Annotated in this window: 24 protein-coding genes and 1 pseudogene; 10 read left to right on the plus strand and 15 right to left on the minus strand. The window is 71.9% G+C overall.

The genetic code is table 11. The features are described 5' to 3' along the window. Nucleotides 1–28 precede the first annotated feature (28 nt). The 3 genes from OHB04_RS20020 (at nucleotide 29) to OHB04_RS20030 (ending at nucleotide 2,185) form a co-directional block, all read left to right on the plus strand. Nucleotides 29–1,312, plus strand: coding sequence for an adenylosuccinate synthase (locus tag OHB04_RS20020; protein ID WP_326689068.1), 1,284 nt, complete (start codon nucleotides 29–31; stop codon nucleotides 1,310–1,312). Nucleotides 1,313–1,374: 62 nt separating this feature from the next. Continuing rightward, a complete protein-coding gene (locus OHB04_RS41875; protein WP_442814889.1) occupies nucleotides 1,375–1,722 on the plus strand; it encodes a hypothetical protein in 348 nt (115 codons plus the stop codon). Nucleotides 1,723–1,822: 100 nt separating this feature from the next. Next, nucleotides 1,823–2,185 carry a glyoxalase superfamily protein gene (locus OHB04_RS20030; RefSeq protein ID WP_326689070.1) on the plus strand — a complete coding sequence of 121 codons (363 nt, stop codon included), beginning with the start codon at nucleotides 1,823–1,825 and terminating at the stop codon, nucleotides 2,183–2,185. A gap of 19 nt (nucleotides 2,186–2,204) precedes the next feature. Here OHB04_RS20030 and OHB04_RS20035 read toward each other — a convergent pair whose 3' ends face one another. Beyond that, nucleotides 2,205–2,744 carry an HXXEE domain-containing protein gene (locus OHB04_RS20035; protein WP_326807953.1) on the minus strand — a complete coding sequence of 180 codons (540 nt, stop codon included), beginning with the start codon at nucleotides 2,742–2,744 and terminating at the stop codon, nucleotides 2,205–2,207. 216 nt (nucleotides 2,745–2,960) lie between these two features. Between OHB04_RS20035 and OHB04_RS20040 the strand changes: the two genes are divergently transcribed. Continuing rightward, nucleotides 2,961–3,257 carry a hypothetical protein gene (locus OHB04_RS20040; RefSeq protein WP_326689072.1) on the plus strand — a complete coding sequence of 99 codons (297 nt, stop codon included), beginning with the start codon at nucleotides 2,961–2,963 and terminating at the stop codon, nucleotides 3,255–3,257. Nucleotides 3,258–3,371: 114 nt separating this feature from the next. On the opposite strand, the gene OHB04_RS20045 is transcribed toward OHB04_RS20040, so the two are convergent. The 5 genes and pseudogenes from OHB04_RS20045 to yczE all read right to left on the minus strand — a co-directional run. Beyond that, nucleotides 3,372–4,085: an alpha/beta hydrolase family protein gene (locus OHB04_RS20045; protein WP_326689073.1), complete on the minus strand. Its 714-nt coding sequence runs from the start codon at nucleotides 4,083–4,085 to the stop codon at nucleotides 3,372–3,374. After that, nucleotides 4,082–5,368 carry a kynureninase gene (kynU, locus tag OHB04_RS20050; RefSeq protein WP_326689074.1) on the minus strand — a complete coding sequence of 429 codons (1,287 nt, stop codon included), beginning with the start codon at nucleotides 5,366–5,368 and terminating at the stop codon, nucleotides 4,082–4,084. The genes OHB04_RS20045 and kynU overlap by 4 nt, the downstream gene beginning before the upstream one ends. Further along, nucleotides 5,361–6,185: a tryptophan 2,3-dioxygenase family protein gene (locus tag OHB04_RS20055; RefSeq protein WP_326689075.1), complete on the minus strand. Its 825-nt coding sequence runs from the start codon at nucleotides 6,183–6,185 to the stop codon at nucleotides 5,361–5,363. The genes kynU and OHB04_RS20055 overlap by 8 nt, the downstream gene beginning before the upstream one ends. Nucleotides 6,186–6,375: 190 nt before the next feature. After that, nucleotides 6,376–6,789 carry a DUF3151 domain-containing protein gene (locus OHB04_RS20060; RefSeq protein ID WP_326692818.1) on the minus strand — a complete coding sequence of 138 codons (414 nt, stop codon included), beginning with the start codon at nucleotides 6,787–6,789 and terminating at the stop codon, nucleotides 6,376–6,378. Between the two features lie 204 nt (nucleotides 6,790–6,993). Next, nucleotides 6,994–7,644, minus strand: a pseudogene (yczE, locus tag OHB04_RS20065) (membrane protein YczE); the annotation flags it as partial. Nucleotides 7,645–7,880: 236 nt separating this feature from the next. Between yczE and OHB04_RS20070 the strand changes: the two are divergent. The 4 genes from OHB04_RS20070 to OHB04_RS20085 are packed head-to-tail and all read left to right on the plus strand — an operon-like array spanning nucleotide 7,881 to nucleotide 11,465. Then, complete coding sequence (locus OHB04_RS20070; protein WP_326689076.1) at nucleotides 7,881–8,525, plus strand: DUF6875 domain-containing protein; 645 nt, start codon at nucleotides 7,881–7,883, stop codon at nucleotides 8,523–8,525. Then, nucleotides 8,522–9,397, plus strand: coding sequence for a tryptophan 2,3-dioxygenase (locus tag OHB04_RS20075; protein ID WP_326807954.1), 876 nt, complete (start codon nucleotides 8,522–8,524; stop codon nucleotides 9,395–9,397). Before OHB04_RS20070 ends, OHB04_RS20075 begins: the two co-directional genes overlap by 4 nt. Beyond that, entirely contained in the window at nucleotides 9,394–10,668 is a 1,275-nt protein-coding gene (locus OHB04_RS20080; protein WP_326689078.1) for a kynureninase, read from the plus strand. The genes OHB04_RS20075 and OHB04_RS20080 overlap by 4 nt, the downstream gene beginning before the upstream one ends. Continuing rightward, on the plus strand, nucleotides 10,665–11,465 hold the full coding sequence (locus tag OHB04_RS20085) for an SDR family NAD(P)-dependent oxidoreductase (RefSeq protein ID WP_326689079.1): 801 nt from the start codon (nucleotides 10,665–10,667) through the stop codon (nucleotides 11,463–11,465). The genes OHB04_RS20080 and OHB04_RS20085 overlap by 4 nt, the downstream gene beginning before the upstream one ends. A 157-nt stretch (nucleotides 11,466–11,622) precedes the next feature. Here the strand turns inward: OHB04_RS20085 and OHB04_RS20090 are convergent, their stop codons facing one another. Further along, nucleotides 11,623–12,267, minus strand: a complete 645-nt coding sequence (locus tag OHB04_RS20090; protein WP_326807955.1) for an FMN-dependent NADH-azoreductase — start codon at nucleotides 12,265–12,267, stop codon at nucleotides 11,623–11,625. Nucleotides 12,268–12,310: 43 nt separating this feature from the next. Then, complete coding sequence (locus OHB04_RS20095; protein ID WP_326807956.1) at nucleotides 12,311–13,018, minus strand: DsbA family oxidoreductase; 708 nt, start codon at nucleotides 13,016–13,018, stop codon at nucleotides 12,311–12,313. A 106-nt stretch (nucleotides 13,019–13,124) separates the two neighbouring features. On the opposite strand from OHB04_RS20095, the gene OHB04_RS20100 reads away from it, so the two are divergent. Then, the gene (locus OHB04_RS20100; RefSeq protein WP_326689082.1) at nucleotides 13,125–13,544 is read left to right on the plus strand and encodes a winged helix-turn-helix transcriptional regulator; all 420 of its coding nucleotides are present in this window, start codon (nucleotides 13,125–13,127) and stop codon (nucleotides 13,542–13,544) included. A 320-nt stretch (nucleotides 13,545–13,864) separates the two neighbouring features. On the opposite strand, the gene OHB04_RS20105 is transcribed toward OHB04_RS20100, so the two are convergent. Beyond that, nucleotides 13,865–15,091, minus strand: a complete 1,227-nt coding sequence (locus OHB04_RS20105; RefSeq protein WP_326807957.1) for a MalY/PatB family protein — start codon at nucleotides 15,089–15,091, stop codon at nucleotides 13,865–13,867. A 2-nt stretch (nucleotides 15,092–15,093) separates the two neighbouring features. Then, nucleotides 15,094–16,782: a maltose/glucose-specific PTS transporter subunit IIBC gene (malX, locus tag OHB04_RS20110; RefSeq protein WP_326689084.1), complete on the minus strand. Its 1,689-nt coding sequence runs from the start codon at nucleotides 16,780–16,782 to the stop codon at nucleotides 15,094–15,096. 190 nt (nucleotides 16,783–16,972) lie between these two features. On the opposite strand from malX, the gene OHB04_RS20115 reads away from it, so the two are divergent. Beyond that, nucleotides 16,973–17,995 (plus strand): tetratricopeptide repeat protein, encoded by a 1,023-nt coding sequence (locus OHB04_RS20115; protein ID WP_326807958.1) that lies wholly within the window; start codon nucleotides 16,973–16,975, stop codon nucleotides 17,993–17,995. Between the two features lie 170 nt (nucleotides 17,996–18,165). Here the strand turns inward: OHB04_RS20115 and fbaA are convergent, their stop codons facing one another. The 5 genes from fbaA to OHB04_RS20140 all read right to left on the minus strand — a co-directional run bounded on the left by fbaA (nucleotide 18,166) and on the right by OHB04_RS20140 (nucleotide 23,572). Next, entirely contained in the window at nucleotides 18,166–19,197 is a 1,032-nt protein-coding gene (gene fbaA / locus OHB04_RS20120) for a class II fructose-bisphosphate aldolase (RefSeq protein WP_326689086.1), read from the minus strand. 202 nt (nucleotides 19,198–19,399) lie between these two features. After that, a complete protein-coding gene (gene pyrE / locus OHB04_RS20125) occupies nucleotides 19,400–19,942 on the minus strand; it encodes an orotate phosphoribosyltransferase (protein WP_326807959.1) in 543 nt (180 codons plus the stop codon). A 67-nt stretch (nucleotides 19,943–20,009) separates the two neighbouring features. Next, nucleotides 20,010–20,837 (minus strand): aldose epimerase family protein, encoded by an 828-nt coding sequence (locus OHB04_RS20130; protein ID WP_326689088.1) that lies wholly within the window; start codon nucleotides 20,835–20,837, stop codon nucleotides 20,010–20,012. 21 nt (nucleotides 20,838–20,858) lie between these two features. Continuing rightward, nucleotides 20,859–21,884 (minus strand): hypothetical protein, encoded by a 1,026-nt coding sequence (locus tag OHB04_RS20135; RefSeq protein WP_326689089.1) that lies wholly within the window; start codon nucleotides 21,882–21,884, stop codon nucleotides 20,859–20,861. A 53-nt stretch (nucleotides 21,885–21,937) separates the two neighbouring features. Continuing rightward, nucleotides 21,938–23,572: a polyamine aminopropyltransferase gene (locus tag OHB04_RS20140; RefSeq protein WP_326689090.1), complete on the minus strand. Its 1,635-nt coding sequence runs from the start codon at nucleotides 23,570–23,572 to the stop codon at nucleotides 21,938–21,940. Between the last annotated feature and the right edge of the window lie 19 nt (nucleotides 23,573–23,591).

The following is a 23,591-nucleotide window of genomic DNA, read 5'->3' on the forward strand; positions in this document are numbered from 1 at the left end:
ATGCCCCGCCCGGAAGGGGTGTACGCCTGTGCCCGCACTTGTGCTGCTCGGTGCTCAGTGGGGTGACGAAGGCAAGGGAAAGGCCACCGACCTGCTCGGCGGCTCGGTCGATTACGTGGTGCGCTACCAGGGCGGCAACAACGCCGGCCACACGGTCGTCGTCGGCGACCAGAAGTACGCGCTCCACCTTCTCCCTTCCGGAATTCTCTCCCCGGGATGTGTCCCGGTCATCGGCAACGGGGTCGTCGTCGACCCGTCGGTCCTGCTCTCCGAGCTGAGCGGACTGAACGAGCGCGGCGTCGACACCTCCAAGCTCCTGCTCAGCGGTAACGCTCACCTGATCACGCCGTATCACGCCACCCTCGACAAGGTGACGGAACGCTTCCTCGGCACGCGGAAGATCGGTACCACGGGCCGCGGCATCGGGCCCTCCTACGCCGACAAGATCAACCGGGTCGGCATCCGCGTCCAGGACCTCTTCGACGAGTCGATCCTGCTCCAGAAGGTCGAGGCGGCCCTCGACTTCAAGAACCAGATCCTCGCCAAGCTCTACAACCGCCGCGCGATCTCCCCGCAGCAGGTCGTGGAGGAGCTGCTGGGCTACGCGGACCAGATCAAGGGCTATGTCGCCGACACCACCTTGATCCTCAACAGGGCCATCGACGACGACAAGGTCGTCCTCTTCGAGGGCGGCCAGGGCACGCTGCTGGACGTCGACCACGGCACGTACCCCTTCGTCACCTCCTCCAACCCGACCGCGGGCGGCGCCTGCACGGGCTCGGGCGTGGGCCCGACGAAGATCAGCCGCGTGATCGGCATCCTCAAGGCGTACACCACGCGCGTGGGCGCCGGCCCCTTCCCGACCGAGCTGTTCGACGAGGACGGCGAGGCGCTGCGGACCATCGGCGGCGAGTTCGGCGTCACCACGGGCCGCAACCGCCGCTGCGGCTGGTTCGACGCGGTCATCGCCCGCTACGCGACCCGCGTCAACGGCCTCACCGACTTCTTCCTCACCAAGCTGGACGTGCTCACCGGCTGGGAGCAGATCCCGGTCTGCGTCGCCTACGAGGTCGACGGCGAGCGCACCACCGAACTCCCCTACAACCAGAGCGACTTCCACCACGCCAAGCCCGTCTACGAGTACCTCCCGGGCTGGAGCGAGGACATCACGAAGGCCAAGACCTTCGCCGACCTCCCGAAGAACGCCCAGGCGTACGTGAAGACCCTGGAAGAGATGTCCGGCGCCCCCATCTCCGCCATCGGCGTAGGACCGGGCCGCGACGAGACGATCGAGGTCAACTCCTTCCTGTAATTCCCGTAGCCCCCGTAATTCCAGGAGAAAGCCGCCGACCCGGTCCGGCACGGCGCGGCACGATGGCCGCCAGAGTTTTCAACAGCCTGTGGAAACCGCCGGCCGCCGTTCCGCGCCGGGCCGGCCGCTCCCCGCACTCCGGCTCTCACTCGCTCGGGTGTCCCGAGGCCGGAACACCGTTCGGGCCGGGGGACCGGCAGGAGAAGCCGGCCGCCTACGCCGCCGTGGGCATCCCCGTCCACCTCCTGATCGACCGGGACGTGTGCGAACTCGTCGTGCACACCAACCCCGATCCGAACACCGGCCGCTACCGCGATCTGCACACGGCCCCGTTCGGCGAGCAGGTGACCCTCCCCGACCCGGTCGGGATCACGCTGGAGACCGAGATCCTCAAGAACTACGTGCGCTGATCCGCCGCGCACCGGCCGCGCGCCGAGGGGCGGTCGTAGTCCGGTGGGTGGGGCGGCTCGCGGGCAGGGCTCTGTCATACCCGCCTGCGAGGATCCGGGCATGGACGACTGCGCGCCCGGCGAGCGGGCCGATGACGAGACCGTGATCCCCATTCTGCGGACGGCCGACGCGGCGCGGGCCGTGCGGTGGTACGCGCGGCTGGGGTTCGCTCCGTGCTGGGAGCACCGCTTCGCGCCGGGCCTTCCGGCGTTCGTCGAGATCGGGCGGGGCGCGGTGCGGCTGTTCCTGTCGGAGCACGAGGGGGACGCGCGGCCCGACACGCTGGTGTATCTGCGGGTGCGGGAAGTCGACCCGCTCGCCCGGGAGTTCGGCGTCGAGGTCGAGGAGGCCCCCTGGGCCCGCGAGATCGAGCTGCGCGACCCGGACGGCAACCGCCTCCGGGTCGGCACCCCGCGGGAGTAGCCCCGGGCCCGCGCGGTTCTCAGCGGTGGCGCAGCCGCCGGGCCACCGCGTGGGAGAGCCCGGTGGCGGCAGCGGCGAAGGCCAGGCCCAGGACGGCGTCGCGCGGACGGGTGGGGCGCAGGGCTCCGGCGTCGCGCAGCCGGCCGCGGGCCCAGGCCGTGAAGGGGATGACCAGCAGCGGGGAGGTGACCGAGCCGGGGGTGTAGCCCTGCACGGCCGCCGCCTGGGCGAGGTGCCCGAAGCCGTGCAGCCCGAAGCCGTTCAGTGCCGTCTGGTAGAAAGCGGAGCGCCCCCCGGTGCGCGCCCCCTCGGCCGCCGCCGCTGCCACCACAGCGCCCATCACGGCGACGGCGGTGGAGAACTCCGCGCCGTCCAGCGACTCCAGCCGGGCCCATATCCGCTCCGGCACCCACGGCAGCCGCTCCCGCAGCTCGGGCACGCGGGTGCGCGTCCAGTGCGGCATCGCCGCGACCTCTTCGGCGTCGTGGAGCGCCCACGCCGCGAACAGCCCCAAGGTGACACCGGCTCCGACCGTCCCGGTCGTACGCTTCGCTTCCATGCCCGCAGTCTGTCCTGGGCCCCGCCGCGGACGCGCACCGCCTCCCGCCAGGGGGAGGGAGGACGGCCCCGCCGTGCACGGCCGGGCCGGGCGGGACTCGACCGAGCGGAGTAGCGGCTCGACACGTGCGGACGAATACTGATCGTTTCCGTGTCCGGCGTGGAAGAGGTTCCGACGCAAGCGCAGACCGCGCGTTCGAACCTCCAAGGAGCACTCATGCGCATCCGCACCGCGACCGCAGCCGCCGTTCTGGCCACCGCCGCCCTTCTCGGCTCTGCGGGGACCGCCTTCGCCGGCGGCGGCGACCACTACTCCGAGACGAAGAACAGCAACAACCGCGTGCACTGGGAGAAGCGCGTCAACGACTTCACCCAGGCGGTCCTGTCGCGCCGCACCAGCGTCAGCGACAACGACACGGCGCACAGCCAGGACTGGCGGATCACCAACATCTCGGACAACTTCGTCGGCAACTTCAGCGGCGGTGTGCGACAGGGCGACTTCGTGCAGCGCTGAGGTCCGCCGCAGTAACGCCCCGGTCCGTCCGGCCCCGCACACGGGGGCCGGACGCCCGCGTCATAAACCTCGCGGGACCGCACGCCCCCGGTGTGGGCCCCGCGGAGCCGGACCTCAGCGCAGGGACGAGGCCAGCACGTCGAAGGCGGGGGTGCGCGGCGTCAACGGCGCGTAGTGGCCGACGCCGGGCAGCAGATGCAGCCGGCCGCCCCAGTTGTTCGCGTAACGCCGGGACAGCTCGATGGGCACGTCCAGGTCGGCCGTCCCGTGCAGGATCTCCACCGGGATACGCGGCAGCAGCCGCATCGGGTCCGCGTCCGGCATGGCCGCTGCGACCTTGTCCTCGCCGCCGAGGAACTCGGCCACCGAGCCCTCGCTCAGCGACAGATCGTGCGCCCGCTCCAGATCGGCGACCGGCGCCACGGCCACCACCCGGCCCGCGGCCCGCGCCCGCTTGGAGGCCGCCCACAGCGCCAGCTGGCCCCCCGAGGAGTGCCCCACCAGCACGCTCGGCGGCGCCCCCAGGTGTTCGAGCGCGGCGTCGACGTCCTCGACGGTCGAGGGCCAGCCCCCGTCGCCGCCCACCCGTCGGTACTCGACGAGCGCCACCGACATCCCCTGGCCCGCCAGCGCGGCGGCGAACGGCGACAGATGCGTCCTGTCCCACCCCTCACGCCAGAAGCCGCCGTGCAGGACCACGATCCGCTTGCCCGTGCCACCCACTCCGTACAGGTCGATGACCTGTGACGGGTGCGGTCCGTACCGCTCCTGGCTCTCCGGCCCCACCGGTTCGAGTGCCAGCAGCGCCTTGCACTCCGCGTCGCTCATCGTGGCCCCCCGGTCACTTCGCCCAGGACGCGAGCAGCCCGCTCGGCGTCCTCGAACGAAGTGTAGAGCGGGGTGAATCCGAAGCGGAGTACGCCCGGGTACCGGAAATCCCCGATCACCCCGCGTGCCGCCAGCTCCTCCATCACCCGCCCCGCCTCCTGCGCCGGGTCGCACAGCAGCGCGACCTGGCTGCCGCGCCGCGCGTGCTCCTCGGGGGTGAGCGACGTCAGCGAGACGGCGGCGTCCGCGGGTACCAGCTCGCGCACCCGGCGCAGGAAGTAGTCCGTCAGCGCCAGCGACTTGGCCCGTACGTCCTCGATGGCCACCCCCTCCCACACGCGCAGCGCCTCTTCCAGCGCGGACATGGACACGATGTCGGGCGTGCCGACGCGCCCGCGCCCGGCGCCGTCGACGGGCTCGTAGCCGGGGGCCATGGCGAACGGCTCGGCGTGCGAGTTCCAGCCGGGGAGCGGGGAGTCGAAGCGGGCTTGGAGGCCGCTTCGCACATACAGGTAGGCGGGCGAGCCGGGCCCGCCGTTGAGGTATTTGTACGTGCAGCCGACGGCGAGGTCGACGCCGTGCGCGTCCAGCCCCACGGGCAGGGCGCCCGCGCTGTGGCACAGGTCCCACACGGACACCGCGCCCGCCGCGCGGACGGCGGCCGTCAGCGCGGGCAGGTCGTGCAGTTCGCCGGTGCGGTAGTCGACGTGGTTGAGCAGCACCGCCGCCGTGCGCGGCCCCACGGCCGCGGGTACCTCCGCCGCCGCCACCGGCCGCAGGGTGCAGCCGGTGAGCCGGGCGGCGGCGGAGGCGATGTACCCGTCGGTGGGGAACGTCGCCCGGTCGACGAGCAGTTCGGTGCGCTGCTCAGCCTCCCCGGCGGCGCCCGCGTCCCCCGTCGCTCCCGCGTCCCCCGTGCTCCCCTCCTGAGCTATGCGGACGGCGCCCACGACGGCCTTGAAGATGTTCACGCTGGTGGAGTCGCCCACCACCACCTGCCCCGGCGCGGCGCCCAGGATCGGTGCCACCAGCTCGCCCACCCGCTCGGGGGCCGTCCACCAGCCGGACTCCGTCCAGGACCGGATCCGCAGCCGCCCCCATTCCCGGTTCACCACGTCCGCGACCCGCGCGGGCACGGAGCGGGGCAGGGCGCCGAGGGAGTTCCCGTCGAGGTAGACGGTGGCGGGGTCGAGGACGAACAGCTCACGGAGGGCGGCGAGGGGGTCACGGCGGTCGAGGGAGCGGGCGGGCTCGGTCCCGGCTGCCCGGTTCGGCTCAGACATGGCTGCGCGCCGTCCACAGCTCCGGGAAGACCTGCTTGGCGGCCCGCTTCTCCAGCCAGGCGACGCCCGAGGACCCGCCGGTCCCGGTCTTGGCGCCCATGGCCCGCCGCGTCGCCACCAGGTGGTCGTTGCGCCATCGCCACACCAGCTCGGCGACCTCGGTCAGCCCCTCCCCCAGGCGGTGGGCGAGATCCTGCGGGGCGCCCGCGTAGATCCCGGCCCAGACGGCCTCCACGCCCGCGTCCGGCTCGTACCGCCCGGAGACGTCGCGGTCCAGCACGGCCTGGGGGACGGGTGCGCCGTGCCGGGCGAGGAAGCGCAGGGCCTCGTCGTACAGGCTCGGCTCCTGGAGCGCCTTCTCCAGCTCGGCGTGCACCCGGGGAGAGCCCCGGTGCGGCACCAGCATCGAGGCGGACTTCTCACCCAGCAGGAACTCCATGCGCCGGTACATGGCCGACTGGAAGCCGGAGCCGTCACCGAGCGCCGAGCGGTAGGCGTTGAATTGCGCGGGCGTCAGGTGCGCCAGCGGCTCCCAGGAGGCGTTGAGGGCGCGCAGCTCGTACGTGGAGCGCGTCAGCGCGTCCAGTGCGCCGGGCACGTCGTCGTCGCGCAGACAGCCGCCCGCGGTCTGCCACTCGTGCACGATGACGGTGAACCACAGCTCCATGACCTGGGTCGTGACCAGGAACACCAGCTCGCCGGGGTCGTCGGAGAGCGGGTGCTGGAGGTGGGTGAGCAGATCCGCCTGTACGTAGTCCTCGTACGGCGTCGTGCCCGCGAAGTCGAGTTCGGGGAAATCGGTCGGCTCGTGCGGCATCGCTGTCTCCACTACATGAGCTTCCGGGTAGCGGTCCGCCCCTTCCCGATCGACGTCGGAGCCCCGGTCCCCTCGGGCCACCAGGTCATGCGGCCCACAGCGATGATGCGGGCAACGCGGCGGCGACGGCAAGGCCCCACGCCCTCCGGGGATCCTTACCGCCGCCGTACCGCGCTGACCGGCGAAAACGCTAGCCGAGAGTGGAGGCCGCCGTCGGCGAGCTGTCCTTCAGGAAGGCCGAGCACCGCTCGTACTCATCCTGCTCCCCGATGGCGCCGGCCGCACGCGCGAGCGCGTGCAGGGCCCGCAGGAAGCCGCGGTTCGGCTCGTGCTCGAAGGGCACGGGGCCGTGCCCCTTCCAGCCGCTGCGGCGCAGCGAGTCGAGCCCCCGGTGGTATCCGGTGCGCGCGTAGGCGTACGACTCGACGGTGCGGCCCGCCTCGAAGGCGTCGTCGGCGAGCTGCGCCCACGCCAGCGAGGACGTGGGGTACTTCGCGGCGACCTCCGCGGGTGCCGTCCCGGACGCGAGCAGGTCCCGCGGCTCCGGGTCTTCGGGGAGGTGGGTCGGGGTCGGTCCCCCGAGCAGGTTTTCGTGAATGCCCATGGGCTCCAGTGTGCCTCTTCCTGGCGGGGGCCTGTGCGGTGCGGCCCCGCGGGCCGGGACGGTGCTGCCCTGCGGGCCGGGACCGCCACGGCCTGGCCGGCGGATCTTTCTGCCGGCCTCTTTCCCGGTGCTGAGCAGGGGCTGCCCCTGCCCGTGCGTTGCGGAGGGCGGGTGTGTTCGGGGCTGGTCGCGCGGTTCCCCGCGCCCCTTCGGGACGGCCCCCGCCGCCGGAGGCACCCGCGGTACGGCGAACAGGCGCTGGAAGTACTGGATCAGCGGCCCGATGGCCAGCGCGTAGACCACCGTGCCGACGCCGACGGAGCCGCCGAGCAGGAACCCCGTCGCCAGCACCACGATCTCGATCGCCGTGCGCACCATCCGGGTGGAGCGGCCCGTCACCCGGCACAGGCCCGTCATCAGGCCGTCCCGTGGGCCGGGGCCGAAGCGGGCCGCGATGTAGAGGCCGGTCGCCGCGCCGTTGAGGACCACGGCCACCAGGAACAGCGGGACGCGCACCGCCAGCGGCTGCGGAGTGGGCGTCAGGCGCAGCGTCGCGTCCATGGCCAGCCCCACCAACAGCACGTTGGAGACGGTGCCGATGCCGGGCCTCTCGCGCAGCGGCACCCACAGCAGCAGTACGGCGGCGGAGGCCAGGATGACCACGGTGCCGATGCTCAGCCCGGAGTGCTCGGCCACGCCCTGGTGGAAGACGTCCCAGGAGTTGAGGCCCAGACCTGCGCGCAGTTGCAGGGCGACGCTGACGCCGAACAGCACGAGCCCGGCGTACAGCTGGAAGATCCGGCGCGGAAGGTTCGCGTGGGGCGGGCGGCCAGGGGAGAGGCGGGAAGAGGGCACCCGCCCATCCTGGGCCCGGCCCGTGCCGCCGGAAGGCCACTAGCGCCGGGCCCGCGAGCCCGCAAGCCCGCAAAAGCGGCCACCCCCCACCGTCCCGTCCCGGCACCCTTCGCCACGCCCGCCCCACGGTCCCCTGCTCACCTGGCCTCCCACCCGGTGGGCATGCCCCTGGCACCTCGCCACGATGACGGAGAACGGCCTGCCGGGGGCGCTTGTCATGCGGTGATTCTTGCGGCATGGACACACGGGGCAAGGACACACAAGGCGGGGGGCGGGCCTCGCCGCAGGGCCAGGCATGGCGTTGGTTCGAGGACTTCCTGTGCCGGCCGCACGGCGAGATCGGACGGGGCGGGCAGGTGTGCCCGTTCGTGGGCCCGGCCATCGGCGCCGGAACGCTGCGCGTCGAGCAGTGGGAGACGGCTCCCGAGCCCGGGGCCGACGAGCTGACGGCGCTGGTGCACCGCATGGTCGACACGTTCGAGCACACCGAATGGGCGGGCCGCAACCGCACCCTGCACGCGCTGGTCATCGTCCTCGACGGCCTGGACGCCGCGGCGCTCCCGCAGATGGACGAGGCGCACCGCAGAGCCAAACCGGAGCTGGTACACCGCTACCTGATGCTGGGTCAGTTCCATCCGGCGTGCGACGAGCGCGCGGCCCGCAACCCGAGCCTGCGGGTCTCGCGCGCTCCGGTCCCGCTGTTCGCGCTGCGCAACATGGCCTTCCACGACGTGCTGTTCCTCGATGAGAACCCGGAGTGGTTCGGCGCCTACGACGCGCGATTCGGCCGCCGGTACGCCTCCGCCTCGCTGCCCGACCCGCTGTTCGCCGACCGCTACGCGCGAGCGCGCCGGAAGTGGCTCGCGGGGTGCGGCGCGTGAAGGACCTGGGCCCGGGCAGCGACGCGGAACGCGCCCGCCTCGTCGCCAGGGGCGAGGGCTGCCCCCTGGTCGACTTCGACGGCGGCTCCACCCCCTACATCGACTACCAGAGCATCACCGTGTTGCTCTCCCTCCAGCAGCCGCGCTCCGAGGAGCCGGCCGAGCTGTCCTTCTACGTCCTCGGGCAGGTCAAGGAGCTGCTGTTCAAGCTCCTGTACGAGGAGTTGACGCGGGTCCGCTCGCTGCTGGACACGGACGAGGTGCCGCAGGCGATCTGGGTGCTGCGCCGGGTGCGCAAGGTGGCGGAGCTGCTGTGTTCGACGTGGGACGTGCTGGGCTCGCTGGCACCCACGGAATTCAACGCCTTCCGCGACAGCCTGGGGCAGGCATCGGGCCTCCAGTCGTACATGTACCGGATGGTGGAGTACGTCCTCGGCAACAAGGACCCCGTCCTCGCCCGCCCCCACCAGGGCGTCCCGGGCGTGGCCGAGCAGGTGCGCCGGGCGCTGGAGGAGCCCAGCGTGTACGACGCGGCGGTGGCGCTGCTCGCCCGGCGCGGAGCGCCGATCGGCACGGCGGCGCTGCGGCGCGACCCCGGACAGCCCTACGAGCCCAGCGACGAGGTCGAGCGCGCCTGGGCCGGGGTGTACGCCGCTGGAAAGGGCCCGGACGACGAGCTGTTCCGGCTGGCCGAGGCGCTGATGGACGTGGCCGAGGCGATGTGCCGCTGGCGGGCGCTGCACCTGCTCACGGTGGAACGGATCATCGGCACGAAGCCGGGCACCGGCGGCACCCACGGGGTGGCCTGGCTGCGCCGGGTCAGCGAGCACCGTTTCTTTCCCGAACTCTGGTCAGCGAGGGGGCGGCTATGACGACGACGGGGCACACCGGGCCGTACGGCACGGCACCCGTGGGCACTGAGCTCGACGAGGTGCGGAAGCTGGACGCGGACGATCCGCTGGCCGCCTTCCGGGCCCGCTTCGCGCCCGTACCGGAAGGGCTGATCTTCCTCAACGGCGCCTCGCTGGGCCGCCTGCCCGCCGACACGGCCGACGAGACCGACGCGCTGGTGCGCGGCCAGTGGGGCGAGCGGCTGGCGCAGGCCCGCACCCAGTGGCTGGACCTGCCGCAGCGCGTGGGCGACGAGCTGGCCGCCACGGTGCTGGGCGCCCGGCCGGGCGAGGTGGTGGCCTCCGACTGCACCAGCGTCAACCTCTACAAGCTCGGCGCCGCCGCCTTGCGCGAGCGGCCCGGCGCCGTGGTGATGGACGACGACAACTTCCCCACCGACCAGTACGTCCTGGCCGGGCTCGCCGAGGAGTACGGCCGCGAGCTGCGCTCGGTGCGCACCGACCCCGACCTGGGCCCACAGCCCGGACAGCTGCGCACGGCAGTCGAGGGCGGGGCGGCGCTGGTCTCCCTGTCGCTGGTCTCCCACCGCTCGGGCGCGCTCAAGGACATCCGCGCCGTCCAGGAGATCGCCCACGCGGCGGGCGCGCTGGTGCTGTGGGACTTGAGCCACGCGGTGGGCGCCGTGCCGCTCCGGCTCACCGACGACGGCGCCGACCTCGCGGTGGGCTCCACGTACAAGCACCTGTGCGGCGGGCCCGGCGCGCCCGCGCTCCTGTACGTCCGTGAGGGGCTCCAGGCCCGGCTCACCCAGCCCGTCCAGGGCTGGTACGGGCACCGCGAACAGCTCGCCATGCGCCACGACTTCGACCCCGACCCGAGCATCCGCCGCTTCTTGACCGGCTCCCCGCCGGTGCTGTCGCTGGCGGCCCTGCGGCCCGCGCTGCGCCTGCTGGGCGAGGCGGGCATGGAACGGGTCCGCGCCAAGAGCCTCGCCCTGACGGGCCTGTTCCAGCGCCTCGCCGCCGACCTGCTGGAGCCCCACGGCTTCCGCCTCGCGGGCCCGGCAGACCCGGCAGCGCGCGGCGGCCACCTCACCTACGCGCATCCGAGGGCCCGTGCGCTGGTGCCGCTGCTGGCCGAACGCGCTGGGGTGCTCGTGGACTACGGCGCCACGGACCGCCTGCGCGCCTCGCCCGCACCCCTGTCCACCCGCTTCGAGGACGTGTACGAGGCCGTGCACCGCATCCGGCACGTACTGGACCACCTACCGGACGAGGAGGAATCCGCGTGACCGCAACCACCGGTACGAGTACGGGCCCCCGCAGGAGAGTGCTGGTCACCGGCGCCTCCCGCGCCAAGGGCATCGGCGCGGCCGTCGCCGCCGTGCACGCCGAACGCGGTGACGCCGTCGCCGTGCACTGCCGGGCCGACACGGCGGCCGGCGAGGCCGTCGTCGCGAGCCTGCCGGGCGAGGGCCACGCGCTGGTCACCGGCGACCTGGGCGACCCGGAGTCGGTCGCCCGGATCTTCGACGAAGCCGTCACCGCACTCGGCGGCGTCGACATCCTCGTCAACAACGCGGCCGTGCACGTCGAGCACCCGATCGCCACCACCTCCTACGAGGAGTGGTGCGCCCTGTGGGAGCGCACCGTGAACGTGAACCTCCTGGGCGCCGCCCACCTCTCCTGGTGCTTCGCCCGCCACCTCCTGGACCGGCCCGAGGGCCCCGCGGGCGGACGCCTCGTCATGGTCGGCTCGCGCGGCGGCTACCGCGGCGAGCCGGAGGTACCCGCGTACGGCGCGAGCAAGGCCGGCATGCACGCCCTGTCCCAGTCCCTGGCCGTCGCCCTGGGCCCCCACCGCATCGCCGTAGCCGCCATCGCCCCCGGCTTCACCCGCACGGACCTGACGGAGGAGCTGCTGGAGAGCCCCGAGGGCAAACGCATCGTGGCCCAGCACCCCATCGGCCGCATCGCCGAGCCCCGGGACATCGCCGAGGCGGTGGCCTGGTTCACGACCGACTCCCCGGGCGCGGAGTGGGCAACGGGCGCCGTCCTCGACCTGAACGGCGCGTCGTACCTGCATTGAGCCCCGCCCCACCCCCGCCATGGGGGTGGGCCGCGAAGCCGACCGGAGGGGCTGTCCATAGCCACCTCCGAGGCTTGAGGAGCAGGAGCGGGGCCCCCGCAAGAAGCGGAAGTGGGGCCCGGCCGAAAGGTCAGTCATAGGGACCAGGTGAGAAGGATCAGGCGGCAAGCGGGGTGCCCAGGGCGGTGGCCAGGCGGCGGGCCTGGTCGTGGGCGTTGGCCATGGACGCCTCGTGCTTGGGCAGGAGCGAGGCGAGGGCGGGGGTGTGCGGGGCCGCGGTCAGCTCCGGTGTCACCGTGGTGAGGTCCAGGCCGAGCAGCTCGTCCCGACCGAGTATGGCCTCCAGAGGGGGGACAACGTAGTCCAGACCCTCCCGGGGCGCGCCGGGGCCGTAGGCGCCACCGCGGGCGGAGATCAGCACGGCCGGGCGACCGGCGGCGGGCGAGGGGCCGCCGTGGATCACGGTCCGGTCGAAGACGATGAGCTGATCCAGCCACGCCTTGAACACCGAGGGCATCGTGATGTTGTACATCGGCACGGTGAAAAGGTAGGCGCCGGCACCGAGGAACTCCTCGATGAGTTCGTCCTGAACAGCGGCGGCCGATGCCTGCTCCGGGGTGTGCTGGGCCGGGTCGGTGTCGCGGGCTGTGATGCCCGCGGCGCTCAGATGCGGCACGGGAGCGGCAGCCAGATCGCGGTGGACGACCTCGCCCTGCCAGGCGTCACGGAAGGACCGGGCGACCTGACGGGAGACGGACGCCTCGTCGAGCGAGGAGGAGTCGATGTGCAGCAGGTACGACATGGTGGAGCCTTTCGAAAGTTGATGTGCGTGATGGTGCGGTGATTCAGGGGCGGGTGGGGACGGCGCAGCCGTCGGGGCCGCAGGCCGGCGCGTCGCCGCCGGGTGCCACGGCGACCGGGCGGGTCTCGTTCCACGCGGTCCGTAGCAGCCCGAGCAGGGCGTCGGTGCCCTGAGCACCTGGCACGGCGTGCCGGCCGTCGATGACGGTGAAGGGGGCACCGGTTGCCCCGAGCCGCTGCGCCTGGTGTGCGTCTTCCTGTACCTGACGGCGGTAGCGCCGGTCGGCGAGCACCTGGCGAGTCTGTTCGCGGTCCAGGCCGAGCTTGTCGGAGAACCCGAGCAGGTCGTCGAGCGTGAAGATCGACTCGGCCTTGCCGAAGTAGGCGCGGAAGATCATGTTCCAGGCTTCGCCGTTCTTGCCTTCGGCGGAGGCGTGAGCCAGGAACTCGTGGGCCAGGTCGGTGTTCCCGACCCGGTTGTCCAGGACCCGGTAGGGGGCCAGGCCCTCGGCGGCGGCCATGCCTTCGATATCCGGTACGCCGGCCTGCCCGGGGAGGACGCCGTACTTGGCCAGCACGAATTCGCGGGCGCTGAGCGTGCGGTCCTCGGGGAGGCCACTGCCCAGAGGGAACGAGCGGTGGATCACTTCTACGTGGCCGCTGTGCTCGAATCGCTCCACGGCCCGGTCCAACCGATGGCTGCCCAGACCGCACCAGGGGCAGGCGATCTCAGACCAGATCTCTACCTTCATGGCCTGACCTCCAATTCCTACTCTTTGTTCGTAACGCCATGATGGGCCAGTATGGAAGGCGATACAAAAGGCACACCGGTGTGCGCGACGGAGAGGAACGGGCGCTATGCAGGACAGCGCGGATATCGGGATGGCGGCTGCGGTCGGGCCGTGCGCGAGCATCCCCGCCGATCACATGGACTTCATCCGCCAGGTGCTCGACCGGGTGGGCGACAAGTGGAGCATGTTGATCATCGCCGTCCTGGAGGGCGGCCCGATGCGCTACACCGACTTGCAGCGCCAGATCCCGGGCATCTCCCAGCGCATGCTGACCCACACCCTTCGCCAGCTCACAGAGGACGGGTTGATCAGCCGTACCGCCTACGCCGAGGTGCCACCGCGCGTCGAGTACGCGCTCGCCCCGCTCGGCGGCGGCCTGAACGAGATCGTCAAGCAGCTGATCGGTTGGGCGGCCGACCACCACGACGAGCTCCGCGCCAACCGTTCCCGTGCCGGCACCGCCGCCTCCTCCGCGTCCCGGTCCTGAACTGCGGCGGCCACCGATACTCGGGGGTGCTGGCCGAAAGCGCGACGGAACCCCGTCTCGCCACTCCATTGCACTCCCTCATTGAGCTGCGAGAAGGGGCGCAGTGAAAGCAGCGGAGCGTTGCAGCAGATGCGATTCCGCTCGTTTTTGATCTTCAGCCAATCTCCGGTGCCGGGGTGGCATGAACCCCGAGGGCTCTTGATCACCGGTCCTTCCACTGTGACCGCCTCTCGGGACGGAGCCCCGAGGAACCGGAAAGGGGTCCCTGGCCAAGCGGGAGAGGCCCCGGCCAAAGGGGGACGCGCCGGGGCGAGAACCACTCAGCGCAACCGGCGCAACGCCCGAACCAACGCCCCCACCCCGGCCACCGCCTTACTCCGCGGACACCCCACATTGAGCCGCACGAACCCCGCCTGGCCGTACGCGGTACCCGGCATGATCGCCACCCCCTCCTCCTCGATCAGCTCCCGCTGAAGCGCCTCGTCGTCCACACCCAGTGGACGAAGGTCGATCCACGCCAGGTACCCGGCCTCGGGCGGAGCCCAGCCGAGGCCGGGGAAGGCCGCGTCCAGCCGCTCGGCGACCATCTCCAAGTTGCCCCGCACATACGCGCGCAGCGCGTCGAGCCAGGGCCCGCCTTCCCGGTAGGCGGCGATGTGGGCGACGACCGAGAGCACGGCGGGGGAGGAGAGCCCGTCGGCCTCCTTCAGCGCACGCAGGTACGCGTCACGGGATACGGGGTCTCCGACAATCCCGTAACTCCCGGTCAGCGCGGGGATGTTGAAGGACTTCGACGCCGAGGTGACCACGGCCCAGCGTCCGTCCTGCGCGCCGTGGAGCGCCCACGGCCGGTGGACGTGCGGCGCGTGCGCCAAGTCCGCGTGGATCTCGTCGCTGATGACGGCGACCCCGTGCCGGGCGCACAGCGCAGCCGTCCGCGTCAGCTCGTCCCGCGTCCACACCTTGCCCGTGGGGTTGTGCGGCGAGCACAACAACAGCACCGACGTGTCGGGCAGCGCGAGCAGCCGCTCCAGTTCGCCGAAGTCGCCCACCGGGCAGCCGCGCAGCTCGCGCTCGTGCGCGGCGAGGACCTTCGGGAACGCGTCGTAGGCCGGCGTGTGCACGACGACCCCGTCCCCCGGCGCCGACCACAGCCGCAGCAGCTGCGACACCTGGTAGATCACCGAGGGTCCGTAGACCACGGAGCCGGGGTCCACGGCGGTCTCGTACCGGGCCACGTACCAGTCGGTGACGGCCGACAGGAAGTCCGCGTGACGCCAGCGCGAGTACCCCAGCACGCCGTGCTCCAGGCGGGCGCGCAGCGCGGCCAGCACCTCGGGCGCGGTCTCGAAGTCCATGTCCGAGATGGTGAAGGGCAGCAGGCCGGGGACACCGAAGCGGTCCTCGACGTAGTCCCACTGGGTGCACCAGGTGCCGTGCCGGTCCACGACCCGGTCGAAGTCGTAGCGCTGGACGTCATAGCGGTCGGCGTCGTCGCGGTCGGCGTCGTCGCGGTCGGCGTCGTCGCGGTCGGCGTCGTACGCCATGGTCACTTCACCTGGACGAGGGTGGCCAGCGCGTCCTTGACCGACTGCACCTGCGGTCCGATGACGACCTGGACGGTGTGCGCGTCGAGCGTGACGACGCCGACCGCGCCGAGCTTCTTCAGCCGGGCCTCATCCAGCCGCTCCGCGTCCTCGACGGTCATCCGGAGGCGGGTGATGCAGTTGTCGAGGGTGCGGATGTTGTCGGGGCCGCCGAGCGCTTCGAGGATGGCGACGGGGTCGTACTTGCCCGCGACCAGCTCCCTCTTGGGGGCGTCCGGCGCGGCGTCGGCGTCCCCCGGAGCGCCCTCGCCCCCGCCGGAGGCCGACTCCTTCTGCCCGGCCCCCTTCTGCTCGTCGCCTTCCTGCCCGTCCTCCGGGTCCTCGCGCCCGGGGGTCTTGAGGTCGAAGCGGCGGATCGCCCAGCGGAAGAGGAAGTAGTACACGGCGAACCAGACCGCCGCGATCACCGGCACCAGATACCACTTGGTGGTGGTGCCCTGGAGGATGCCGAAGACGAGCCAGTCGATGACGTTGCCGTCGGTGTTGCCGATGAACACGCCGAGTACGGCGGCGACCAGGAAGCCGAGGCCGACGAGGACCGCGTGGATCAGGTACAGCCAGGGCGCGATGAACAGGAACAGGAACTCCAGCGGCTCGGTGATGCCGCCGACCACACAGGCGACGACGCCGGAGACCAGCAGCGCCTTGATCTCGGGCCGCATCGCGCGCCGCGCGCAGTGGTACATCGCCAGCGCCGCGCCCGGCAGCCCGCCGAGGTAGGCGGCCATCTTGCCCTGGGACAGGAAGTGGGTGGCGCTGGTGACGTCGCTGTTGGCGGGAGCGTCGCAGTTGAGCTGGGCGTAGAACATGTTGAGCGCGCCGCTGACGTGCTCGCCGCACACCGTGCCCGCGCCGCCCACATCGGTGAAGCGGAACATCGCGACCAGCACGTGGTGCAGGCCGATGGGGCGCAGCAGCACCTCGCCCATGCCGAAGAAGAACGGGCCGAAGACCCCGGTGTGGCCGATGGCCTCGCCGATGTCCTTGATCCAGCCGTTGAACGTCGGCCACAGCAGCGGGATGACGAGCCCGACGACGCTCAGGGCCAGCGCGGAGATGATCGGCACGAAGCGCAGTCCGCCGAAGAAGGCGAGCGCGTCGGGCATCCGCTGGGTGCGGAAGCGGCGGTGCAGCAGGGAGACGATGATGCCGACGGCGACGGCGCCGAGCAGTCCGGTGTCGATGGACTGGATGCCCAGCACATCGGCGATGCCGTAGTGGGCGATCGCCTTCTTGTCCTCGAAGTCGACGTCCTTGGCGGTGAGGAAGAAGTTCACCGCGAGATTCATCGAGGCGAAGCCGACGAATCCGGAGAAGGCGGCGACGCCTTTGTCCTCGCGGGCGAGACCGAGCGGAATGGCCATCGCGAACAGGACGGGCAGGAAGGTGAAGGCGACCCCGCCCGTGTTGGCCATCCAGGTGAAGACCAGGTGGAAGGCCTCGCCCTTGAGAAAGGTGAGGTTGTCCGTGACGGCGTCGCTGGAGAGCGACGAGCCGATGCCCAGCATGATGCCGCAGAACGCCAGGAGGGCCACCGGGAGCATGAAGGTCTTGCCGAGGCCCTGGAAGAATTCCCAGAGGGAAGACTTGGCCTGCCGTATTCGCGCGCTGTTCCGCGACCCACTGTTCATCGGGCCAGTCTGCATGTCAGGACATGGATGTTTGCAGGGGGAACCGATCACGAATTCATAGCGAAAGGCCGCTCGGATCCCCCTCGGGCCGGCGTCGGACGCGGGAGTGGCCAGTGACCCACGGCCCTCCCTGGCCCCAACTGCCCCTCGCCGGACGGGCGGACGAGGCCGCGCTGTAGGTTGCGTTGCCATGGCTGACGACACGGTGGGCGCCCTCCTCGTCCAAGCGCGCCGCACGCTCGGCAAGTGCGAGGAACTGTTCAGGTACGACGGCGGGCCCGACGGGGACTTCCACCAGCTGACGGAGGCTCGGCGGTACTGCGACGAAGCCGAACGCCAAAGCTCCCCCGGCGACGCCGAGACCGCCGCGACGCTCGCCGTCCTCCGCTCGACGGCAGCGGCCTTCGCGCTGCGGCACTGCGCGCTGACCAAGGTCCGCAGCGATTTCGGCGAGGACGGCACGCTGTTCAACGGCATGGGCGAACACGACCCCGAAGGACTCAGCCATCCGGCCGCGGAGGAGGCTGTTCGCACGGCACGGGCGGCATTGCGGGTCGACGCCGAGGACGCCCTGGTGCCCCTGTACCTGGGGCACGCGCTCACCTGGACCGGCGATCGCGACGGCGCTGTCGCCGCCTACGAGGAGGCGCTGCGCCGCGACCCGTGGGAGGCCCCCGCCCGCCACTGCCTCGCGCAGTTCGACGCGCTGCCGACAGACCAGGCATGGCCGAACGAGATGTCATGGGACGAGGCGAGGAGCTTGGGCGAGGAGCCCGAATTCCCCGACCTGAGCCACGGACGTCACGGATTCGCGCTGCTCCGCGTCTTCTTCTGGGTCACCAACAACGAGGACGACCACAGGTTCCTCCTGTTCAGCTCCCTGGCCGACGCGCGCGCCTACGCCGATGAGGCACTGCGCGACGCCTACCCGCGCACGTCGGCGGAGGACGGTGAGGACGGGGAAGAGGACGAGGACGAGGACGAGGACGAGGAAGAAGACTACGAGTACGAGGACCCGGACGACGGGATCGTGCTCCAGATCCACCGGCCCGGCCAGCCGGTCGCCGAGTACGACCTCGGCGCACGAGTGCGTGCGGGAGTGGACGACGGGCCCTCCCGTGTCGACTGGTCGGGCATACCCGTGGACGAGCCGCTGGAGTCGCCGCTCCCGCCCGGACGCCCCCTCCGTATCGGCACCAGAAACTGCTTCTGAGAGGACGGATGCGGCGATTTCGCTCTGCCGCACTTCCCGAAACAGTGGATTCCCGAGCTCGCCGAGGTCATGAGGAATCAGTCGGCACTGCTCCACGGGCCGCACAGCGAAGTGCCCGGATCCTCCGCGGAGGATCCGGGCACTCGTCGTGCTGTGTGCCGCGCGGCGGACTACTTCAGCTTGGTGCCGGTCGAGCGCAGGTGGCCGCACGCGGCCTGGACCCGCGCCGCCATGCCCTTCTCGGCGGCCTTGCCCCAGCTGCGCGGGTCGTAGACCTTCTTGTTGCCGACCTCGCCGTCGACCTTCAGGACGCCGTCGTAGTTGCTGAACATGTGGTCGGCGACCGGGCGGGTGAAGGCGTACTGGGTGTCGGTGTCCAGGTTCATCTTCACGACGCCGTTGCCCAGCGCGGTGGCGATCTCTTCCTCGGTGGAGCCGGAGCCGCCGTGGAAGACGAAGTCGAAGGGCTGCGAGCCGGCCGCCTTGCCGAACTTCGCCGCCACGCCCTCCTGGAGGTCCTTGAGCAGCTCGGGGCGCAGCACGACATTGCCCGGCTTGTAGACGCCGTGGACGTTGCCGAAGGAGGCGGCGAGCAGGTAGCGGCCCTTGTCGCCGAGGCCGAGCGACTCGGCGGTGCGGATGGCGTCCTCGACGGTGGTGTACAGCTCGTCGTTGATCTCGTGGGTGACGCCGTCCTCCTCGCCGCCGGTCGGGGTGATCTCGACCTCAAGAATGATCTTGGCGGCGGCGGCCTGGGCGAGCAGTTCCTGGCCGAGCTCCAGGTTGTCCTTGAGGGTCTCGGCCGAGCCGTCCCACATGTGCGACTGGAAGAGCGGGTTCTCACCGCGCTGCACGCGCTCGCGGGAGACCGCGATCAGCGGGCGGACGTAGCCGTCGAGCTTGTCCTTGGGACAGTGGTCGGTGTGCAGCGCGACGTTCACCGGGTACTTCTTGGCGATGATGTGCGCGAACTCGGCGAGCGCCACGGAACCGCTGACCATGTCCTTGCTGTACTGGCCGCCCAGGAACTCCGCGCCGCCCGTGGAGATCTGAACGATCCCGTCGCTCTCCGCCTCGGCGAACCCGCGAAGCGCGGCGTGCAGCGTCTGCGACGAGGTGACATTGATGGCGGGGTAGGCGAACTTGCCTTCCTTCGCCCTGTCGAGCATCTCGTTGTAGACCTCGGGAGTTGCGATGGGCATCAGACCGCTCCTTGGGTGTGCGATTCGATCCGGCTCTGGTTCAGCTTCAGCTCATACGGCTCAACGGAACGACGTCATCGTCGCGCCTATCCTCCCAGAAGAAACCGGATGCTCCAGACTCGTGAATTCACAAATTCACGATCGTTTTTCGGGCGTGGTTTCACGTGAAACAAGGACCATTTGGCCCAGTTCGGGGCGACTCTCAGTCCAGCCCGAGGCCTGCCAGATCGAACGCGTGTACGTACGGCAGACCCGCGCGCTCCATGGCGGACGCGGCACCGCGCTCCACGATCGTCGCGACGGCGACCACCTCGGCGCCCGCCTGCCGTGCCGCCTCGACCGCCGTCAGCGGCGAGTTCCCCGTCGTCGAGGTGTCCTCGACGATCAGCACCCGGCGGCCCGCGACATCCGGCCCCTCGATCCGGCGCTGGAGACCGTGCGCCTTGCCCGCCTTGCGCACGACGAACGCGTCCAGCCTGCGGCCACGGGCGGCGGCGGCGTGCATCATCGACGTCGCCACCGGGTCGGCGCCCAGCGTCAGGCCGCCCACCGCGTCGAAGTCCAGGTGCTCGGTCGCGTCCAGCATCACCTGACCGGCCAGCGGTGCGGCCTCCCCGTCGAGGGTGATGCGCCGCAGGTCGATGTAGAAGTCGGCCTCCGCCCCCGAGGAGAGAGTCACCCTGCCGTGCACCACGGCCTTGTCCTGGATCTGCCGCAGCAGTGCGGCGCGCACGTCGTCAGTCATGAGACCCCAGCCTATGTTCCCGTGGGGCCCCGCCCGACTGTGCCCCGCTGCGGGGCGAGGCGCGAGCCTACAGGCGCTGCCAGCTCCACGTGGTGGTGATCTCCAGGGGGTCCAGGGGGGTTACCTGGCGGGGGTGGGAGTTGAGGCCGTTCGGCGGGCCGGACTGGGGCTCGACGCAGACCGCCTCGGGCTGCTCGTCGTACACCACGACGTACTCCCCGCGCGAGGTCACCCGCAGGGCGAGCTCGCCGGGCCACGTCAGCGTGACGTCGACGCCTTCCGGCATCCCGAAGCAGTCGTCCCACGGCCCGGAAAGCGGGGAGATCCGCTTGCCGGTGGGGATGTGGTCCGCGCCGCGCTCCTCCTGCCACTCGGGCGAGAAGTCGAGCGCGACGTCCTCGCCGCCCTGGCCGAGGTTGCGCAGGAACCACGGATGCCAGCCGGCCTGCGCGGGGAAGGAGACGTCGAAGGTCTCCACGGCGAGCTTGAGCGTGAGCGAGCCGCCGTCCCCGGCCAGCTCCACGACCTGGGTGACCCGGCCCTCCCAGGGCCAGGGATCGGTCAGGTCGTAGGTGAAGGACGCCTTGGTGTCCGAGCCACCGGGCGCCGTGCGCCAGACCCCGTCGCGAGCGGTGCCGTGCAGGGCGTGGGGGCCGTTGTTCAGGGGGAGTTGGTACATCTCCCCGCCGTTTCGGAAGCGTCCCTCCGCCGTACGGCCGCACCAGGGCACCATCACGAACGAGCCGTACTTCGGCCCCTGGCGCAGGAGTTCGGTGCCGCCCACCTGGAGGGAGGCGAGCCGGCATCCGTGCTGGGGCTCGACGGTTACCTCGGTGCCGCCGGCACCGAGCACGACGGTCGTGGCTTCTTCTGCGGGGGTGGGCAGATCAGTCATACAGCGACCATAACGGCGCCCTCAACGGCGCCGCCGCAGGACCCGGCCGAGGACCACGGCCCCGGCGACCACGACGGCCGCCGCGGGCGCCGCCCAGCGCAAGGTGGCGGTCGCCGTCGTGGGCTCGGGCGTGGGCACCGGCGCGTAACGCCCGCGCGGCGGCGCGTGGTCCACCTCTTCGGCGCTGCGCCCGATCATGGTGCGCCGCGCGTGCGCCGCCTCGGCGCCGAGCGGCCCCGAGCCGCCCTCGAAGGCACCGCTGTCGTACTCGCCGGGCGCGCCCTGGGAGCCCTCGGGACCCGCGGCGTCCGCCGGCTCGCCGGGGCCCAGGGACGAGGGCGGGACATCGGTCTCGAACAGGGGATTGCGGCCCTCCTCCGACTCCTCGGGCTCGGGGATGCCGGGGATGGCGCGCTCGTTGTCGCCGGGGGCGCCGATGCCGCCGGCGACCGGGCCCGCTGCCCCCTCACCGGTGCCGGCCGTGCCGTCGGTGCCCGCCTCGGCCTCGGGGGTGCCCGCGGGCGGCTCGTCGCGGATGCTGTCGGCGAGCGCTGCGGCGAAGCGGTCGAGGAGGCGTACGCCCGCCGAAGTGGCGGCCTTCTCCTCGATGTCGGCGAGCCGCCCCGTGCCGGTGACGGTGCCGGTGCACAGCAGGTCGGTGCCCTCGCCGTCGTCGGAGGAACGGGGCTCGACGGTCAGTGCCAGCTCGACGGCGCCGTCGCCGCGCGCCTCGCTGCCGGAGCCCGTCACCTCCAGCACCCCCGCCTCGCCCGCCGGTCCGCCGTCGGCGGGGCGCGGGGTGAGGGTGAGGGCGCCGCGATAGGTGATCGTCGATCCGGCGATACGGACCCGCAGCCGGCCCGTCAGCCGGTCCCCGGGCGAGGGAGCGGCCTGCCCCTCGCCCGCGTCCGTGGCCGTCTCGTCGCTCTCGGCCGTCTCGTCGTCGGACCGCTGCAACCCGGGGACGCAGCGCGCGACGCGCTCGCTGTCGGCAAGTGCGGCCCGCACAGAGCCGACGGAAAACGGAACGTACACCTCGTGCTCCATGGGGCGGAGCCTATTACCCATGAGTCCGCACACATATGACTGGGCCGGATCTTTCACTTCTCTGCCGGGTAGCGCGGGTGCGTCAGCGTGGAGGGCGGCAGCCCCTCGATCCGGCCGCGCTCGGCCCGGCGCGCCGCCCTGAAGGGCACGCTCGTCAACGAGCAGCGCGCCGCGTCCTGTCGGGCGAGCCCCCTGCCCCGATGGGCCAGCAGGAAGCCCCACTGGCGGCCGGTCCGTGAACCCGCGTTCAAGGTACGCGTCGAGGGGCCGGGGCCCGAGGCGGCGGGCTCGGCGGCGCCGTCCACCGCGTACGGACAAGTCCGCAGGCCCGCGGCCCGGAGCGTGGCCTCCACCGTCCAGAAGTCGCGCGGTCGGCCGCGGGGCGAGCCCGCCTGCACGGCCAGCCGCCCGTCGGGCGCCGTGACGCGGGCGACGAGCCCGTAGAACTCCTGCGAATACAGCTTGGCGCTGGGCGAGGTACCGGGGTCGGGGAGCCCGGAGAGGACCACGTCGTAGGGCTCGGCGCCCGCACCGGCGTGGACGCGGCGGCGCAGCCAGCTGAAGGCGTCCTCGGTCTCCACCCCGGCCCTCGGATCCTCCAGAGAGCCCCCGTTGAGCGCCCGCAGGCCGGGGTCCTCGCGCGCCAGGCGGACGACGCCCGGGTCGACCTCGACGACGGTGACCTCCCGCACGTCCGGATGGCGCAGGACCTCGCGCAGCGCCAGCCCGTCACCGCCGCCGAGGATCAGCACCCGGGAGTGGCGGCCCGCGGCCATGGCGGGGCCGACGAGGGCCTCGTTGTACGCGCGTTCGTCCGAGCCGCGCACCGCCAGCCGGCCGCCTCGGAAGAAGCGCAGCTCGCCGGTGCGCGGCCACTCCCGGCGCGCCACGCCGCCGGTCAGCACCAGTTCCTGCACCCCGGTCCGCACGGCGACCCGCACCTCGTCCCCGTATATCTGCTCCCGCGCCGCGCGTTCGAACGGGCCGACGAACACGGTGCCCGCCAGCAGCAGGAGCAGCGCCGAGCCGTTGGCCGCCAGCAGCCGCCGGCGCCCGCGCGCGGTCAGGTCCCCACGGAAGAGCCACAGCACGACGATGCCGCCCGCCAGCGCGTTGACGACCCCGGTGAGCAGCCCGCCGGTCAGCTGTCCGAACAGTGGCAGCAGAAGAAAAGGGAAGGTCAGCCCGCCCGCCAGCGCGCCCACGTAGTCCGCGGCGAACAGGTCGGCGAGCGCGCCGCCGGGATCCTGCTCGCGGATGCGCTGGATGAGGGTCATCAGCAGCGGCATCTCGGCGCCGATCAGCACGCCGATCGCGAACGACATGACCACGAGCGCGATCCGCGCCTCCCCCAGCCACGCGAAGGACGCGTACAGCGCCACCGCCGAGCCGCCGCCGACCAGCGCCAGCAGCGCCTCCACACAGCCGAACCCGGCGGCGGCGCAGCAGCGCAGCCGCTTGGCCAGCAGCGAGCCGACGCCCATCGCGAAGACCATCACGGACAGCACGACGGAGGCCTGGGTGACCGAATCCCCGATCAAGTAGGCGGCCAGCGCGACCAGTTCCAGCTCGTAGACGAGGCCGCAGGCCGCGCACATGAAGACCGACGCGAGGACGAACCCCCGCCCCAGCCCCGCCGGAACGGGCAGCCGTGCGATCTCCTCGCGGGGCTGGGAGTGTTCGATCATGCGGGGAACGGTACGTGAC

This window comes from Streptomyces sp. NBC_01775, assembly GCF_035917675.1.
In the GTDB taxonomy this organism is placed as follows: Bacteria; Actinomycetota; Actinomycetes; order Streptomycetales; family Streptomycetaceae; genus Streptomyces.

Coding starts and splice junctions, on each gene's coding strand:
- OHB04_RS20105 (WP_326807957.1), bottom strand. CDS start 15,091: ATGGCGTACGACGCCGACCGCGACGACGCCGACCGCGACGACGCCGAC.
- OHB04_RS20100 (WP_326689082.1), top strand. CDS start 13,125: ATGCAGGACAGCGCGGATATCGGGATGGCGGCTGCGGTCGGGCCGTGC.
- malX (WP_326689084.1), bottom strand. CDS start 16,782: ATGAACAGTGGGTCGCGGAACAGCGCGCGAATACGGCAGGCCAAGTCT.
- OHB04_RS20055 (WP_326689075.1), bottom strand. CDS start 6,185: ATGCCGCACGAGCCGACCGATTTCCCCGAACTCGACTTCGCGGGCACG.
- kynU (WP_326689074.1), bottom strand. CDS start 5,368: ATGTCTGAGCCGAACCGGGCAGCCGGGACCGAGCCCGCCCGCTCCCTC.
- OHB04_RS20060 (WP_326692818.1), bottom strand. CDS start 6,789: ATGGGCATTCACGAAAACCTGCTCGGGGGACCGACCCCGACCCACCTC.
- OHB04_RS20030 (WP_326689070.1), top strand. CDS start 1,823: ATGGACGACTGCGCGCCCGGCGAGCGGGCCGATGACGAGACCGTGATC.
- OHB04_RS20040 (WP_326689072.1), top strand. CDS start 2,961: ATGCGCATCCGCACCGCGACCGCAGCCGCCGTTCTGGCCACCGCCGCC.
- OHB04_RS20090 (WP_326807955.1), bottom strand. CDS start 12,267: ATGTCGTACCTGCTGCACATCGACTCCTCCTCGCTCGACGAGGCGTCC.
- OHB04_RS20115 (WP_326807958.1), top strand. CDS start 16,973: ATGGCTGACGACACGGTGGGCGCCCTCCTCGTCCAAGCGCGCCGCACG.
- OHB04_RS20130 (WP_326689088.1), bottom strand. CDS start 20,837: ATGACTGATCTGCCCACCCCCGCAGAAGAAGCCACGACCGTCGTGCTC.
- OHB04_RS20140 (WP_326689090.1), bottom strand. CDS start 23,572: ATGATCGAACACTCCCAGCCCCGCGAGGAGATCGCACGGCTGCCCGTT.
- OHB04_RS41875 (WP_442814889.1), top strand. CDS start 1,375: ATGGCCGCCAGAGTTTTCAACAGCCTGTGGAAACCGCCGGCCGCCGTT.
- OHB04_RS20135 (WP_326689089.1), bottom strand. CDS start 21,884: ATGGAGCACGAGGTGTACGTTCCGTTTTCCGTCGGCTCTGTGCGGGCC.
- OHB04_RS20070 (WP_326689076.1), top strand. CDS start 7,881: ATGGACACACGGGGCAAGGACACACAAGGCGGGGGGCGGGCCTCGCCG.
- OHB04_RS20095 (WP_326807956.1), bottom strand. CDS start 13,018: ATGAAGGTAGAGATCTGGTCTGAGATCGCCTGCCCCTGGTGCGGTCTG.
- OHB04_RS20035 (WP_326807953.1), bottom strand. CDS start 2,744: ATGGAAGCGAAGCGTACGACCGGGACGGTCGGAGCCGGTGTCACCTTG.
- pyrE (WP_326807959.1), bottom strand. CDS start 19,942: ATGACTGACGACGTGCGCGCCGCACTGCTGCGGCAGATCCAGGACAAG.
- OHB04_RS20045 (WP_326689073.1), bottom strand. CDS start 4,085: ATGAGCGACGCGGAGTGCAAGGCGCTGCTGGCACTCGAACCGGTGGGG.
- OHB04_RS20080 (WP_326689078.1), top strand. CDS start 9,394: ATGACGACGACGGGGCACACCGGGCCGTACGGCACGGCACCCGTGGGC.
- fbaA (WP_326689086.1), bottom strand. CDS start 19,197: ATGCCCATCGCAACTCCCGAGGTCTACAACGAGATGCTCGACAGGGCG.